Raw genomic sequence first — 15,859 nt, 5'->3', positions numbered from 1 at the left:
CCCTCCTGAGCCGGCGCAGGCAGAGACGACCCGTCTCTGCCTTTTTTGTTTCTTGCACCTCGCCGGTTCGCGGGACGCGCGCCGGCTTGAGCATCTGGGAGCCGAGATGTCGTTGACCGTACAGCCGACCGAGCGGGCGGAGCGGGGAGCCGTGCGCCTGGGGACCCTCACGCTGGGCGCCGGTCCGGCCGTGGTGATCGGCGGGCCCGGCGCGGACGCGCGCTGGATCGACCTGCGCGAACGCCGGGGCGGACCCGCCGGCGGCACCGCCGCCGACGCCCTGGCAGAGGTCCGCGCCCACTGGGCCGGGCCGGTCCTGGTGGAGCCGTCCTGCGCCGACGACCTGCCGCGGATCGCCGCCGGGGCCGACGGAGTGGTGGTCGGGGCGGCCTGGACGCGCGACCTGCGGCTGGTCAGGGCGGTCTCCCGGCTCGGCCTGCCGGTGGTCGTCCAGCGCGGCCCGGCCACGTCCCCGGAGGAGTGGCTGGCCGTCGCCGACTACTGCGCCGCCGACGCCGGCGACCGGGTCGTGCTCTGCGAGGGCGGCGGGCGCGGGCGGGCGGGCTCGCCGGCGGCCCCTCCCGACCTGGCCCTGATGCGGAGGGCCCGGGAGCGGTCCGGCCGCCCGGTCCTGGCGGGACTGGGCGACGACCCGGCACTGGCCGCCGCCGCGGTCGCGGCCGGGGCCGACGGGCTGCTGCTGTCCCCCGACCCGTCGCGGCGGACCACGGCCGCCGCCCAGGAGGCGGTGCGGATCGTCGGCGCGCTGACCCGCAGGGAGGAGCCGGGCTCCGTGCCGGCCGCCCGCGGCGCCATCGACCGCGTCGACGCGGCCCTGGCGGTGCTGCTGGAGCGCCGCGCCGAGCTCGCCGGGACGGTCCAGCGGCTCAAGCCGGTCGGCGGGTTCGCCGGGCGCGACATGGAGCGTGAGCGCCGCCTGGTCGCGGAGATGGCCCGGCGGGCCCCGTCCCTGGGCGAGGCGCGCCTGGCGCCCATCATGAACGCCGTCATCGAGGCGGGGCTGCACCTGGCCGAGGAGCGCCGGGCCGCAGAGCGCCGGGGCTGAGAGCACTGGACCGGGGAGCGCCGGGCCGCAGAGCGCCGGGGCCGGGGACCGCGCGGCGGGGCGGACTCCCCGGCCGGAGGGCGGGCCGCGGACGGCCTCCGGGAGCGGGCCGCGGGCTCCGGGGAGAGGAGGCCGGGGAGCGCCCCGGGGGCGGGCGAACGCGCGTAAGCTTCCCTTCGCCGACGCGGGACAAGGGGAGAGGCGGGGCCGCATGTCAGACTCGTTCGTGCACCTGCATGTTCACACGGAGTACTCCATGCTCGATGGAGCCGCCCGTCTGAAGCAGATGTTCAAGCAGGTCGGCGACCTGGGCATGCCCGCCATCGCGATCACCGACCACGGCAACATGCACGGCGCGTACGACTTCTACAAGCAGGCCACCGGGGCCGGGATCAAGCCGATCATCGGCATCGAGGCCTACGTCGCCCCCGCGTCCCGGCACCAGAAGAAGCCGGTGCTGTGGGGCGAGCCGCACCAGAAGAAGGACGACGTGTCGGCGGGTGGCTACTACACCCACATGACGATCTGGGCGCGCAACGAGCGCGGCCTGAAGAACCTCATGAAGCTCAGCTCCCGCGCCTACACCGAGGGCTTCGTCCGCAAGTGGGCCCGGATGGACGCGGAGATCCTCGCCGAGCACGCCGAGGGCCTGATGGCCACGACCGGCTGCCCGTCGGGCGAGGTGCAGACCCGCCTGCGCCTGGGCCAGTACGACGAGGCCGTGGCGGCCGCCGCGAAGTACCAGGAGCTCTTCGGCAGGGAGAACTACTTCCTGGAGATCATGGACCACGGCCTCGAGATCGAGCGCCGGGTCCGCGACGGGCTCACCCGCATCTCCAAGGAGCTGGGCATCCCGCCGCTGGTCACCAACGACTCGCACTACACCTACGAGTCGGACGCGGCCTCCCACGACGCGCTGCTGTGCATCCAGACCGGCAAGCAGCTGTCCGACCCCGACCGGTTCCGCTTCGACGGCAGCGGCTACTACATCAAGACCGCCGACGAGATGCGCGCCGTCGACTCCTCCGACCTGTGGGCCGAGGGCTGCCGCAACACGCTGCTGGTGGCCGAGAAGGTCGAACCGGAGGGCATGTTCGGGTTCAAGAACCTGATGCCGACCTTCCCGATCCCGGACGGCATGACGGAGGAGGAGTTCTTCCGCCAGGAGGTCTGGGAGGGCATGAAGCGCCGCTTCCCCGGCGGCGTGGACGAGGAGCACCGGGCCTGGGTCGAGAAGGAACTCGCCGTCATCGTCCAGATGGGGTTCCCGTCCTACTTCCTCGTGGTCGCCGACTTCATCATGTGGGCCAAGCGCAACGGCATCCGGGTGGGGCCGGGCCGAGGCTCGGCGGCGGGCTCCCTGGTCGCCTACGCCCTGGGCATCACCGACCTCGACCCCATCCCGCACGGCCTGATCTTCGAGCGCTTCCTCAACCCCGAGCGCGTCTCCATGCCCGACGTCGACATCGACTTCGACGAGCGCCGGCGCGGCGACGTGATCCGCTACGTGACGGAGAAGTGGGGCGCCGACAAGGTCGCCATGATCGCCACCTTCGGCACCATCAAGGCGAAGGCGGCCATCAAGGACGCGGCCCGCGTCCTGGGATATCCGTACGCGCTGGGCGACAAGGTCTCCAAGGCGTTCCCGCCGGCGGTGATGGGCAAGGACATCCCGCTCGCGGGCATCTTCGACAAGGATCACCCTCGTTTCAATGAGGCCGGCGAGCTGCGCAAGCTGTACGACGAGGACGTCGACGTCAAGGCGGCCATCGACCTCGGCAAGGGCCTGGAGGGCCTGATCCGGCAGACCGGCGTGCACGCCGCCGGCGTCATCATGTCGTCGGAGGTGCTGACCGACTACATCCCGATCATGCGCCGCGACTCCGACGGCGCGATCATCACGCAGTTCGACTACCCGACCTGCGAGACGCTCGGCCTGCTGAAGATGGACTTCCTGGGCCTGCGCAACCTGACGATCATCGACGACTGCCTGAAGGCCATCGAGGCCAACACCGGCACCATGATCGAGCTGCTGGACCTGCCGCTGGACGACGCCAAGACCTACGAACTGCTGTCGCGGGGCGACACGCTCGGCATCTTCCAGCTGGACGGCGGCGGCATGCGCTCGCTGCTGCGCCTGATGCGCCCCGACAACTTCGAGGACATCTCCGCGGCGCTCGCGCTCTACCGGCCGGGTCCGATGGGCGCCAACTCCCACACCAACTACGCGATGCGCAAGAACGGCCAGCAGGAGATCACCCCGATCCACCCTGAGCTGGAGGAGCCGCTCAGGGAGATCCTCGACACGACCCACGGCCTGATCGTCTATCAGGAGCAGGTCATGGCGATCGCGCAGAAGGTCGCCAACTACTCCCTCGGCGGCGCCGACCTGCTCCGCCGCGCGATGGGCAAGAAGAAGAAGTCCGAACTGGACAAGCAGTTCGAGTTCTTCGAGAAGGGCATGAAGGACAACGGCTTCTCCGCCGCGGCCATCAAGGCCCTGTGGGACATCCTGCTGCCGTTCTCCGACTACGCCTTCAACAAGGCCCACACCGCCGGCTACGGCCTGGTCTCCTACTGGACCGCCTATCTCAAGGCCAACTACCCGGCCGAGTACATGGCCGCGCTGCTGACCTCGGTCAAGGACGACAAGGACAAGTCGGCGCTCTACCTCAACGAGTGCCGCCGGATGGGCATCAAGGTGCTCCCGCCGGACGTCAACGACTCCGACTTCGACTTCACCCCGCGCGGCACCGACGTCCGCTTCGGCCTGTCGGCGATCCGCAACGTCGGCGGCAACGTCGTCGACGGGATCATCTCCGCGCGCAAGGAGAAGGGCCGCTTCACCGACTTCAAGGACTTCCTGCGCAAGGTCCCGGCGATCGTCTGCAACAAGCGGGTGATCGAGTCGCTGATCAAGGCCGGTGCGTTCGACTCCTTCGGCCACGTCCGCAAGGGCCTGCTGATGGTCCACGAGCAGGCCGTGGACGCGATCATCGACATCAAGAAGAACGAGGCGATCGGTCAGGACTCGCTGTTCGGCGCCGTCGACGGGGCCGAGGACCAGACCTTCGACGTGCAGATCCCGCCGGGGGAGTGGGACAAGACCACCCTGCTGGCGTTCGAGCGGGAGATGCTCGGCCTGTACGTCTCCGACCACCCGCTCTTCGGCGTCGAGCACATCCTCGCCGCCGGCGCCGACTGCTCGGTCGCCGCGCTCCAGGACGACGGCCGCCCCGACGGCCAGATCGTGACGGTCGGCGGCATCCTCTCCGGCGTCCAGCGCAAGGTCACCAAGAAGGGCGACACCTGGGTCCTGACCATGCTGGAGGACCTGGAGGGCGCCATCGAGGTGATGATCTTCCCGTCGGCCTACCAGCTCTGTTCGACGATCCTGGCCGAGGACGCCATCGTCTTCGTCAAGGGCCGCCTGGACAAGCGCGAGGACGTCGGGAAGATCATCGCGATGGAGGTGACCGCGCCCGACCTGACCACCGAGGCGGGCGGGCCGCTGCTGGTCAGCATGCCGCTGAACCGCTGCACGCCCCCGGTGGTCGGCCGCCTCAAGGAGGTCCTGACCACCCACCCCGGCACCACCGAGGTCCGCCTGCAGATCCACAACGGCCCGCGGACCACCGTGATGCGCCTGGACGACCGCCTGCGCGTCTCACCCTCCCCGGCCCTGATGGGCGACCTCAAGCAGCTCCTCGGCCCGGCCTGCCTGGGGGCGTGAGCCTCCCGCTCAGGAGCCCGTGCGGCGGAAGCCCGCGCGGTAGGCGGTCGGGGTGAGCCCCACCCGGCCGACCAGGTGCCTGCGCAGGGAGTCGGCGCTGCCCAGCCCGCTCTCCCAGGCGACCCGGTCCATCGGCAGGCGGGTGGTCTCCAGCAGTTCGCGGGCCCGGTCGATCCGCTGGTGCAGCAGCCACTGCAGCGGGCTGAGCCCGGTCTCGGCGTGGAAGCGGCGGGTCAGGGTCCGCACGCTGGTGCCGGCGTGCCCGGCCAGGTCCTTGAGGGTCAGCGGGCGGTCCAGCCGGGCCAGCGCCCACGCCCTCGTCGAGGCCAGCGAGACCCCGCGCTCCGGCGGCAGCGGGGTCTCGATGAACTGGGCCTGGCCGCCGGGCCGTACCGGAGAGACGACCGCGGCCCTGGCCGCGGCGTTGGCGGCGGCCGCGCCGTAGTCGAGCCGGACGAGGTGCAGGCACAGGTCGATGGCGGCGGCCGCGCCGGCCGAGGTCAGCACCTGGCCGTCGTCGACGTAGAGCACGTCGGGCCGGACGTCGACCGCCGGGTGGCGGGCGGCCAGCTCGGCGGCCAGACCCCAGTGGGTGGTGGCGCGGCGGCCGTCGAGCAGGCCCGCCTGCGCCAGCACGAAGGCGCCGGTGCACAGCGAGGCGATCCGCGTCCCGGCGGCGGCCGCCTCCCGGAGCGCCTCCAGCACCCGGGGGCGGGCCGGTTCGCCGCCGCTGCCGACCGCCATCACGGTGTCGGCCTCGCGCACCGCCTCCAGGCCGTCGGGGACGAACAGGTCGGGGCCGCCGACCGTGGCCGTCCTGCCCGGTTCGGCCGCGCACGCCCGGACCGCGTAGCCGGGGGAGCCGCCGGACTCGACGCCGTCGAAGACCATGTACGGGATGGAGACGTCGAAGCTCATGACGGGCGGGACGACGACGAGCACGACACGATGCATTGGCCGGATCCTCCGGATCATTGGCATTCGGGCCACTGCCCGGATCGTAGTCCCGGGGGCACGCTGTGGCCATGACCTTTCACGTGATCATCGGAGCCGGCGCCACCGCCGCCCGCACCGCGCTCCTGCTCGCCGCCGAGGGCGAGCGCGTCCGGATCGTCAGCCGGAGCGGCGGCGGCCCCGACCATCCGCTGGTCGAGAAGGCGGCCGCCGACGCCGCCGACGCCGACCGGCTCACCGGCCTGCTGGAGGGGGCGGCCACCCTGTTCAACTGCGCCGCTCCGCCGTACCACCGCTGGACGCAGGAGTTCCCGGCGCTGGCGGCCGGGCTGCTGACCGCCGCGGTGCGCACCGGCGTGCCCTACGTCATGCTGGGCAACCTGTACGGCTACGGCCTGGTGGAGGGCCCCGTCCGCCCGGGGCTTCCGCTGCGGGCGACCGGCCCCAAGGGACGCCTGCGGGCGCGGATCTGGGAGGAGGCCGCGGCTTCGGGGGCCCGGGTGACGGAGGTGCGGGCCGCGCAGTTCTACGGCGCCGGCGCGGTCTCGCCCTTCAGCCTCATGGTGCAGCCGCGGGTGCTGGCGGGCGCGCTCGCCCTCGTGGCGCAGGAACCGGACCTGCCGCACAGCTACTCCTCCATCGGGGACACCGCTCGCACCCTGGTCGCCGCGAGCCGCGACGAGCGGGCCTGGGGGCGGGCCTGGCACGTGCCGGTCGTCACACCGTCGCTCCGCGAGCTGGCCGCCCGGCTGGCCCGGCTGGCGGGCGCGCCCGCCCCCCGGATCGAGGAGCTGACCGAGCGGGACCTGGCGCTGCTCGCGCTGACCGACCCGCTCTGGGCGGAGTTCACCGAGGTGCTGGAGACGCCGGGCCTGCCGTTCGTCTCGGACTTCACCGAGACCGAGGAGATCCTCGGGGTCACGGCCGCGCCGGTCGACGAGGTCCTCGCCGAGCTGCTCTGAGGCCTCCGGCCGCCGTGCCCTTCCCGGAGGCCCCCGGCCCCCGTCGTCCTCGCGCCGCGCGCCCGCCCCGGACCCGCCGCCCCGGACCCGCCGGCTCGGGGCGGGCGTGCGGCGCGGGAACGCCCCCGGCGCCGTCACGCCGGGGCGGGGACGCCCAGGCGGCGGGCGAGCCAGTCGACGACGGTCCTGACGAAGACGACCCGGTTGGCGGGCCGCCGGATCTCGTGCCCCTCGTCGGGGAAGAGCAGCAGGTCGCAGGGGACCCCCCGGGCCCGGGCCGCCTCGACGACCTGCTCGGCCTCGTGCAGCGGGACGTTGGTGTCCCGGGTGCCGTGCACCACCAGCAGCGGCGCGGCCAGCCGGTCGAAGGAGTGCAGGGGCGACAGGGCGCGCAGCAGGTCGCGGTCGGCGACCGGGTGGCCGTACTCGCTGACGGCCGCCGCGGCGATCCACGGCTCGGTGCGCGCGTAGAAGGTCGCGAAGTCGGCCATCCCGCAGACGTCGACCCCGGCCCGGAAGACTCCGGGATGGGTGACCAGGGCGGCCAGCGTCAGATAGCCGCCGTAGGAGCGGCCCATGCAGGCGATGCGGGACGGGTCGGCGGCGCCGAGCCGTACCAGTTCGGCGGCGCAGTCGGCGACGTCGTCGATCGCGCGGAAGCGGAGCGCGTGGTTGTCGGCGTCGCGGAAGGCCCGCCCGAAACCGGCCGAGCCGCGGACGTTCGGGGCGAAGACCCCGATCCCGGCGGCCACCAGGTTCTGGAACAGCGGCTTGAAGGCGGGCCGCTCCTGGCTCTCGGGGCCGCCGTGCAGGTAGACGACGAAGGGCGAGGGGCCGGCGGCGCCGGGGACGCGGTAGAGCCAGCCGGTCAGCTCCAGGCCGTCGCGGGCGGTCAGGCGCACCGGCTCGGCCCCGGCCGCCCCGGCGAGCGGGCCGGAGCCCGCGACCTGCCGGTAGGCCCCGGTGGCCAGGTCGCACAGGAGCACGTGGGAGGGGTGGCCGGGCCCCTCGGCCGCCAGTACGGCGGACCCGCCGTCCAGGGACACCCGGATCGAGGTGACCACCTCCGCCGGGGGAGGGGGGAGCGGCAGGACCGCACCGGTGTCCGGTTCGATCACCTCCAGCTCCGACCGGCCGGCGACGTTCCACAGCAGGACGGCGCGGCGGCCGTCGGCGCTCAGCGCGAACCGGTCGAGCTCGGCGTCGGGGCGCTCGGCCAGCACGACCGGCCCGCCCTCCCCGGTCGCCGCCGTCGCGACCAGCGCGGCCCGGTCGCGGCCGGCGTCGGTGAGCAGGTAGGCGGTCCGCCCGTCGGGGGAGAGCATGCCGTAGTCGGTGGAGCCGGGCAGTCCCGCCAGCAGCGGCCGCTCCCCTGGGGCCGGGCGGAGGTCCGCGGATCCGGAGGGCAGGCCGGAGCCGGAGGACGGGGGAGGGCCCGCGGCGGGGCCCGCGGACAGGTCCACCACGTGCATCCGGCGGACGCCGCGCGGACCGCGCCGCAGCAGCAGCCGCGCGTGGTCGTGGCTGATCGCGGCCGGGTGCGTCAGCGGTCCCGACGCGACGACCTCCCGCTCACCGGTGGCGGCGTCCACCAGCACCGCGTCGGCGCGGCCCGCCGCGGAGATCTCGGTGACGAGGAGGATCTCGCCCCGGCCGGTCCAGCGCACGAACGACGCGGAGCCGCCCTCGGGCGCGGCCAGCGGGCGCAGGTCGCCGCCGTCGGGCCGGACCGTCCAGACCTGCGTGTGCTCCCCGCCGCCCGGGACGACGAGGACGGCCAGCCGCCCGCCGGTCGGGGACCAGCTCACGTCGGCGACGGGCTCGGGCCCGGTGTCGACCGGCCGTGCGTCCGGGTCGGGCCGGTCCGCCGGGGTCTCCGGCGGCGACGGTGACGGTGACGCCGCCTCCGGCCGGAGGGGCCGGATCCAGACGCGCGGCGATCCGCCGGCGTCGCCGACGAAGGCGACGGCGCTCCCGTCCGGGGCCAGGGCGGGCGTCCGGCAGTGCCGGACGGTCAGGCTCGTGTCCGCGGGCGGGTGCGCCCGGACGCCGAGGATCTCCGTCATCGGACTCCTTGGGTCTGCAACCACATCTCGTCGAAGCGGATCTCACCGCTCAGTCCGCATATCATTCCCCCCTCGGAAGCCACGTGTCCTTGGAACCCCCGCCCTGCGAGGAATTGACGATCATGCTGTCGGCCGGGGCGACGCGGGTCAGCGCCGCCGGGGGCACCTGCGCCGTCTCACCGAGGCAGACGAAGGCCCGCAGGTCGACCACGCGCGGGCTCAGCCGCTCCCCGTCGAAGACCGGGTGGGTCGAGAGCCGGACCGTCTCCTGGGCGACCCACCGGTCGGGGTCGGCGAGGATCCGCTCGCGGACCCCGCGCAGCTCCTGGGGCGAGGCGTCGGGGCCGATCACCACGCCCTGCCCGCCGAACCCGTCGACCGGCTTGACGACCAGCTCGGCCAGCCGGTCCAGCACCTCCTGCCGGTCGGCGGGGTCCCGGCACAGGTAGGTGGTGACGTTGCCGATGAGCGGCTGCTCGCCCAGGTAGTACTCGATGAGCCGGGGCACGTACCGGTACAGGGACTTGTCGTCGGCGACCCCGTTGCCCGGCGCGTTGGCCAGGACCAGCGCCGAGCGCTCCACCGCGTCCAGGATCGCCTCCCCGGCCGGACCGGCCAGCAGCTCGTCGGAGTCGATGCGGCGGTAGAGCACGTCGACCGGGCGTCCGGCCGCCTCGACGCGGCCGTGCCGGACCTCCAGGTCGGCCGGGCCGACCAGGACCGCCCCCAGCTCCTCGGCGAGCATCCGGTGCTCGTAGAAGGCGGAGTCGCCCGGTCCGGCGGAGACCACGGCGAGGGACGGCGAACCGCCCCCGCCCGCCGCCGCCAGCGTCTCCCGCAGCAGGCGCAGCGCGCCGGCCGGGTCGGCGAACCCCCCGCCGGGGACGAGCTCGGGCAGGACCTCGTCCATCAGCCGCCGGTTGGTGACGGCGTAGCCGAGGCCGGAGGGCACCCGCAGGTTGTCCTCCAGCACCATCCACCGGCCGACGTCGTCGCGGACCAGGTCCAGCCCGGCCACGGAGCAGCGCACGGCGTCGCGCGGCACCCGCCGCCCGGCCTCCCGGTGGCCGGGGGACTCGTCGACCACCCAGGCGGGGAGCACGCCGTCGGCGATGACGCGGCGCTCGCCGTACACGTCGTGCAGGAAGGCCTCCAGCGCGCGCACCCGCTGCGGCAGGGCCCGCTGCAGCTCGGCCCACTCGCCGGGCGGGACCAGCCGCGGGACCAGGTCGAAGGGGAAGATCCGGCGCTCGCCCTCCCCCTCCACCTGGAAGGTCATGCCGTGCTCCCGCTGGTGGCGGTCGCGTCGCTCCTCCCGCTCGCGCAGGCCGCCGGGGCCCAGCCGGTCCAGGACCCGCAGGACCGGCTGGTACGGCTCGCGCACCGTGCCCTCGATGACCACCTCGTCGCCGGGGGCCTCGTAGCCGTCGAGCAGGCTGGTGCGCATCCGGGGCGACGGCCCGCCGAAGGCGGTCTCCCACTCCTGTGAGCGGGTCTCGGCGAGCACGAGGTCGACCACGTCGGCCAGCCGGCCGTTCCGGGCGAACGCCGCGCGCTGGCGGGCCGCGGAGCTGCCCCGGGCCAGCGCCTCCTCGGCCAGGGAGGTGACGAGCTCCCAGTCGCCGGTCCCCTCCAGCTGCGGCCGCAGGCCCTCGACCATGCTCCGGACCACCTCGGCGGCCGGCCGGGGCAGGCCGTCGACCGGGTCGACGAGCTCGCCCTCCAGGCCCGAGCGCGCCGCCCGCCACGTCGCGGCGCGCACCATCTCCAGGCGGACCCGGCCGCCCGTCCCGTCGGCGACCGCCTCCAGCTCCCGGGCCACCAGCGCCCGGAACAGCCCCGCGATCAGCACGATGTCGCTCACCAGGGGGCAGGCGTCGCAGAGCCGGAGCTCGACGGTGGGCACGTGCGCCGAGGGCCGGACGTCGAAGTAGAGCATGCCGGGGTCGGTGATCACCCCCGACCGCACGAGCTCCTCGACCACCCGGTCGTACTCCGCGGCGGAGGAGAAGGCGGCCACCGGGCCGGCGGTGGGCCAGCGCTGCCAGACCAGCGGGCGGTAGCCGGCGTAGCCGGTGTCGGACCCCAGCCAGTACGGCGAGCTGGTGCTCAGGGCGAGCAGCGGCGGCAGCCAGGGGGCCAGCCGGTGGGCCACGGCGACCGCCAGGTCCCGGTCGGCGACCTCGGCGTGCACCTGGGTCCCGCAGATCAGCTGCTCGCGGGTGAGCAGCTGGTAGTCGGCGAGCATCTGCTCGTAGCGCGGGTCGGGGGAGATCTTCAGCGCCTCCAGGTCCACCAGCGGCACGGTCCCGGCCGCCGCGATCCCCAGGCCCACCCCGTCGGCGGCGCGGATCACCGTACGGCGCAGCGCGGTCAGGTCGTGGCCGAGGTCCTCCAGCCGGACGAAGGGCCTGCTGTTGGCCTCCACCACCGAGCGTTGCAGCTCATGGGTGAAGCGGTCCTCGGGCAACTGCTCCAGCAGCAGGCCCGCCCGGGGGACCAGGTGCCGCGTCCCGGCATCGACGACGTGGAACTCCTCTTCGACGCCGACCGCGATCGGCTCCGCGAGACCCGCCATGGTGACCACTCCTGAAGTGCACAGATTTGCCAGAGATTTACCGGCCTTTGCCCAGAAAATGGGCTTCTGCACTTCAGGGGCGGACGCGGGGGATCAGCGGTCGGGATCGCGCCATCCCCGGCCGCGCTTCCACGGCCGGTCCGGCAGCCGCCACCTGCGGCCGGGCGGCTGCCAGCCGCGGTCGCGCTTGCGCGCCCGGTCCGGGCGGTGCCACTGGCGGTCGCGCTTCCGGGCGCGGCCCGGCGGCTGCCAGGTCCCGGCGCGGTCCCGCCCGCGCCCCGCGCCCCGCTTCCGGGGGCCCTCGGCCGACGGCGGGACGTAGCCGGGGACGCTCCCGCCGCCGAAGCGCTTCATGTCCGGGGCGCGGAAGGGGAGGGCCGGCCGGCCGCGCAGGGCGGCGGACACGGAGGCCGTCCAGATCGGGCCGGGCAGGGAGGCGCCCTGGACGCTGCCGTAGTACCGGCCGCCGATCTCCACGTTCCGCAGCGGGTGGCGGTAGGAGCCGCGGATGTCGCCCACGCTGACCGCCGCGGCCAGCTGGGGGGTGTAGCCCGCGAACCAGGCCGAGGTGTAGCCGTTGTTCGTCCCGGTCTTGCCCGCCGCCGGCCGGCCGATGCCCTGGCCCCGCATGGTGCCCCGGCTGAACACCCCGCTCAGCACGCGGTTCACCGCGTCGGCCACCCCGGGGTCGATCGCCTGGTGGCAGGCGGGCGGGACGGGCACGCGCCCGCCGTCCCGGTCGATGATCGCGGTGATCGCCGCCGGGCGGCAGTACCGGCCCCGCGCGGCGAACGCGGCGTACGCCGCGGCGACCGTCAGCGGGTCCATCTCGTTGATCCCGAGGGTGAACGTCGGGACCTCCCGGAGCGGGGCGCCGTCCGCCCGGACGACGCCCAGCGCCCGGGCGGTCCGCACCACCGGGCAGAGGCCGACCCGCCGCTCCAGCATCATGAAGAAGACGTTCACCGACTTCCACGTGCCGGTGGAGAGGCTGAACGCCCCGCCCCGCCCGCCGCCGTCGGCGTTGAGGATCCTGGCGCCGGGGTCGTTGACCGGCCGGCCCCGGCAGTCGGCGAACCCCTGGCGGGGTACGAACCGGCCCGGGGTCACGAAGCCCCGGCCGAACCGCCAGCCCTGGCGCAGCGCGGTGGCCAGGGTGAACACCTTGAACGTGGAGCCGGCCTGCAGGCCCATCCCGCCGCCGTGGACCACGTCGGCGGGCAGGTTGAAGGTGGTGCGGGGGCCGTTCCTGCGGTCGCCGGGGTTGCGGCCGTACTCCTTGCTCGCCGCCAGCGCCCGGATCCGCCCGGTGCCCGGCTCGACCATGGCCTCGGCCGCCACCTCGGTGTCGTGCGGGAAGACCCGCGCGCGGATGGCCCGCTCCGCCGCCCGCTGGGCGACCGGGTCCAGGGTGGTGCGGAGCACGAGGCCGCCCCTGGCCAGGCGGCGCTGGCGCTCGGCGCGGGTGTGCCCGAAGACCGGGTTGGTCAGCAGCTCCCGGTGGACGTAGACGCAGAAGTAGGGGTAGGCGCTCGCGGCGCACCCGCCCGGCTCCGGCCGCAGGCGGATGCCCAGCGGGGCCCTGCGGGCCGCGCGGGCCGCGGCCGGGGTGACGGCCCCGACCTCGGCCATCCGGTCGAGCACCAGGTCCCTGCGCTGCTTGAGCCGCCGCCGCTGCCGCTCGCCCAGTGACGGGTCCGTCCCGTACGGCGTGCGCACCGCCCCGGCCAGCGCCGCCGCCTGCGGCAGGGTCAGCCGGGAGGCCGGGACCGAGAAGAACCGCCGGGCGGCGGCCTCCACCCCGAACGCCCCCGCGCCGAAGTAGGCGATGTTGAGGTAGCGCTCCAGGATTTCCGGCTTGGTGTACTTCTTCTCCAGCGCCAGCGCGTACCGCAGTTCGGTGATCTTCCGCCGCAGGTTCGGCGCCTGGGCGCGGGCCCGCTCGGCGTCCGTCTCGGCGTTCGCGACCAGGATGTTCTTCACCAGCTGCTGGGTGAGGGAGGAGCCGCCCTGCCGCACCCCGCCCGCCTGGGTGTTGGTGATCAGCGCGCGCAGGGTGCCCTTGACGTCCAGGCCGCCGTGCTCGAAGAACCGGGCGTCCTCGACGGCCACGATCGCCTTGCGCATCACGGGCGCCACGGCGTCCAGGCCCACGACCGTCCGGTTCTCGGTGTAGAACTGGGCGAACGGGCGGCCGCGGGAGTCCAGGAGCACGGTGCGCTCCGGGAGCGGGTCCTCGCGCGGCCCGGACGGCAGGTCGGCGAAGACGCCCGCCGCCTGCTCCGCCGCGAGGTCCGCGGCGCCGACCAGGGGCAGCGCCGCCGCCGTCGTCAGCAGCCCCGCGAGCAGCCCGCAGACCGCCAGGACGCACAGGCACACGACGGGACCGCGCCTGGCGTCGCCGTCTCTCCGTTCACGTCGCGATGTCACAGAGAGTAAGGTGCGATCGGGCGATCTCCCCCAAACACCCCGATCGCGAATCCTTACCCGTCCTGCACCTTCTCTCGACTGATCTGCAGTCCCAGCGAGGCGAACTGCTCGAACGGCCGGTGGTAGCCGCGCTCGATGTGGTGGACGCCGCGCAGCGTGGAGGTGCCCTCCGCGGCCGCGGCGGCGAGGACGGCGGAGAAGCCGGCCCGGATGTCGGGCAGCGTCACGTCGGCGCCGCGCAGCTTGGACACGCCCCGCACGACCGCCGAGTGCTTGGCGTTGGTGTCGTGGTAGCGGCACGCCGGGCCGCCCAGGCACACGTCGAAGACCTCGATCTCGCAGCCCATCTTCTGCAGCGCCGGCACGTAGACCAGCCGGTTCTCGAAGACCGTCTCGTGCAGCACCGACATGCCCTTGGCCTGCGTGAAAAGCACCATCAGCGGGGTCTGCCAGTCGGTCATGAAGCCCGGGTGGGTGTCGGTCTGCACCGCCGCCGCGCGCAGCCCGCCGGGGGCCGAGGCGGACAGGTAGTCGTCGGTGATGTCCAGCTGCGCGCCCATCCTGGCCAGCGTGGTGATCGCGGTGACCAGGCGGTCCTGCGGGCAGCCGTGCACCCGGACCTGGCCGCCGGTGATCAGGCCGGCCGCGAGGTAGGAGAACGCCTCGATCCGGTCGCCGTTGAGCCAGGTGGAGGCGCCGTGCAGCTTCTCCACGCCCTCGATCACGATGCGCCGGTCCGGGCTGAGCTCGATGAGCGCGCCCATGCGCTGCAGGAACAGGGCGAGCTCGACGACCTCCGGCTCGGTGGCCGCGCCCTTGAGCACGGTCTTGCCCTCGGCCAGCACGGCCGACATCAGGATCGTCTCGGTGGCGCCGACGCTCGGGTACGGCAGCTCGATCCGGGTCCCGCGCAGCCGCTTGGCCTTGGCGTGGATGCCGGTGTCGCTCACCTCGACCTCGGCGCCCATCGCGCGCAGCGCCTCGACGTGGAAGTCGACCGGCCGCCGCCCGATGGGGTCGCCGCCGACCAGCGGCACGAACGCCTCGCCGGCCAGGTGCAGCAGCGGGCCGAGCATCAGGATGGGGATCCGGTTGAGGCCGGTGAACGCCGCGGGCACGTGCGGGTTGATCTCGGCCCCGGGGGCGACGACGATCTCGCGCGGGGTGATCTCCACCTCGATGCCGAGTGCTCGCAGCATCTGCGCGGTGATGCCGACCTCGCCCACGTCGGGGGCGTTCTGGATCATGCTCTCGCCGGCCCCCAGCATGGCGGCCACCATGTGCTTGGAGACGCCGTTCTTGGACCCGCGGACCTCGACGTCACCGCGGAGCGGGCCGGAGGGCTCGATCAGCCATACCTCTTCGTTCACCTGGACAGAGTAACGGGATTCGAACCGGTGCTTTGGTCTAGACAACTGGATGACTCTGGATGACTCGGTAACATCGGGCAGAGCATCACATAGTGGGGGAGGTGCGGATTGCGCCACGCGCGCGACTTCGCCGTCACCGTGCTGGCGCTGGCGACGCTGGGAGTCGTCGCCGGCGTCCTGTGGTCGATCCTCGCCCCGCGCCCGCCGTACGTCGTGACCGGGCGGGGCCCGGTCCTGGCCGACCCGTCCACCCAGGCGCTCATCGCGGCCGACGGCTGGTTCGCCGTCGTCACCGGCGCGTTCGGGCTGGCCTGCGGCGCCGCGGGCTACAGCCTCTCGCGCCGGGGCCGCCCGCTGGCCGTGGTGGCCGGCCTGGCGGCGGGCGGGCTCCTCGCCGGGTACCTCGCGACGGTGGTCGGCGGGGCGGTGAACCTCGGCTCGGTGAGCGTGGCCGCCTCCGGCCGGAACCTGCCGACGGTCGCCGGGCCGCTGGAGCTGACCGCGCAGGGCGTGCTGGTGGCCTGGCCGATGCTGGCCGCCGGGGCCTTCGCCGCGCTGGAGGGCCTGGCGGGCTACCGGGACTCGCCGCTGCGCCGCCCCTTCGGCGGCCGGGACCCCTACGGGCCGATCTCCTCCTACGACATCAGCGGCGGGTCGGCGCGGTAGCGGCGTCCGACGGTGGTCCCCGGTCCGGTGGTCC

At 74.2% G+C, this 15,859-nt stretch carries 9 protein-coding genes and 1 pseudogene; 5 read left to right on the top strand and 5 right to left on the bottom strand.

Annotated elements, in window-relative coordinates:
* Positions 1–106 precede the first annotated feature (106 nt).
* The 3 genes and pseudogenes from IEZ06_RS36215 to dnaE all read left to right on the top strand — a co-directional run.
* Positions 107–571: pseudogene (locus IEZ06_RS36215) on the top strand (hypothetical protein); the annotation flags it as partial.
* Positions 572–754: 183 nt separating this feature from the next.
* Positions 755–1,066: a chorismate mutase gene (locus IEZ06_RS36210; protein WP_229797976.1), complete on the top strand. Its 312-nt coding sequence runs from the start codon at positions 755–757 to the stop codon at positions 1,064–1,066.
* Between the two features lie 211 nt (positions 1,067–1,277).
* Positions 1,278–4,799 (top strand): DNA polymerase III subunit alpha, encoded by a 3,522-nt coding sequence (gene dnaE / locus IEZ06_RS11315; protein WP_189236632.1) that lies wholly within the window; start codon positions 1,278–1,280, stop codon positions 4,797–4,799.
* Positions 4,800–4,808: 9 nt separating this feature from the next.
* On the opposite strand, the gene IEZ06_RS11310 is transcribed toward dnaE, so the two are convergent.
* The gene (locus IEZ06_RS11310; protein ID WP_189236631.1) at positions 4,809–5,753 is read right to left on the bottom strand and encodes a GlxA family transcriptional regulator; all 945 of its coding nucleotides are present in this window, start codon (positions 5,751–5,753) and stop codon (positions 4,809–4,811) included.
* Between the two features lie 71 nt (positions 5,754–5,824).
* Between IEZ06_RS11310 and IEZ06_RS11305 the strand changes: the two genes are divergently transcribed.
* Positions 5,825–6,715 (top strand): Rossmann-fold NAD(P)-binding domain-containing protein, encoded by an 891-nt coding sequence (locus IEZ06_RS11305; protein ID WP_203871718.1) that lies wholly within the window; start codon positions 5,825–5,827, stop codon positions 6,713–6,715.
* A gap of 134 nt (positions 6,716–6,849) precedes the next feature.
* Here the strand turns inward: IEZ06_RS11305 and IEZ06_RS11300 are convergent, their stop codons facing one another.
* From IEZ06_RS11300 to murA, 4 genes are all read right to left on the bottom strand, one after another.
* Entirely contained in the window at positions 6,850–8,781 is a 1,932-nt protein-coding gene (locus tag IEZ06_RS11300) for a S9 family peptidase (RefSeq protein ID WP_189236630.1), read from the bottom strand.
* Positions 8,782–8,842: 61 nt separating this feature from the next.
* On the bottom strand, positions 8,843–11,359 hold the full coding sequence (locus IEZ06_RS11295; RefSeq protein WP_189236629.1) for a carboxylate--amine ligase/circularly permuted type 2 ATP-grasp protein: 2,517 nt from the start codon (positions 11,357–11,359) through the stop codon (positions 8,843–8,845).
* A 93-nt stretch (positions 11,360–11,452) separates the two neighbouring features.
* Positions 11,453–13,789, bottom strand: coding sequence for a transglycosylase domain-containing protein (locus tag IEZ06_RS11290; RefSeq protein WP_189236628.1), 2,337 nt, complete (start codon positions 13,787–13,789; stop codon positions 11,453–11,455).
* A gap of 53 nt (positions 13,790–13,842) precedes the next feature.
* The gene (gene murA, locus IEZ06_RS11285; RefSeq protein WP_189236627.1) at positions 13,843–15,159 is read right to left on the bottom strand and encodes a UDP-N-acetylglucosamine 1-carboxyvinyltransferase; all 1,317 of its coding nucleotides are present in this window, start codon (positions 15,157–15,159) and stop codon (positions 13,843–13,845) included.
* 108 nt (positions 15,160–15,267) lie between these two features.
* Here murA and IEZ06_RS11280 point away from each other — a divergent pair, with 108 nt between their 5' ends.
* Complete coding sequence (locus tag IEZ06_RS11280) at positions 15,268–15,825, top strand: hypothetical protein (RefSeq protein WP_189236626.1); 558 nt, start codon at positions 15,268–15,270, stop codon at positions 15,823–15,825.
* Positions 15,826–15,859: the final 34 nt, after the last annotated feature.

Source organism: Planomonospora antibiotica (genome assembly GCF_014647955.1).
GTDB classification, from domain to species: domain Bacteria; phylum Actinomycetota; class Actinomycetes; order Streptosporangiales; family Streptosporangiaceae; genus Planomonospora; species Planomonospora parontospora.
The sequence above is the reverse complement of the archived record's forward strand: the minus strand, read 5'-3'. Positions and strand labels throughout refer to the sequence as shown.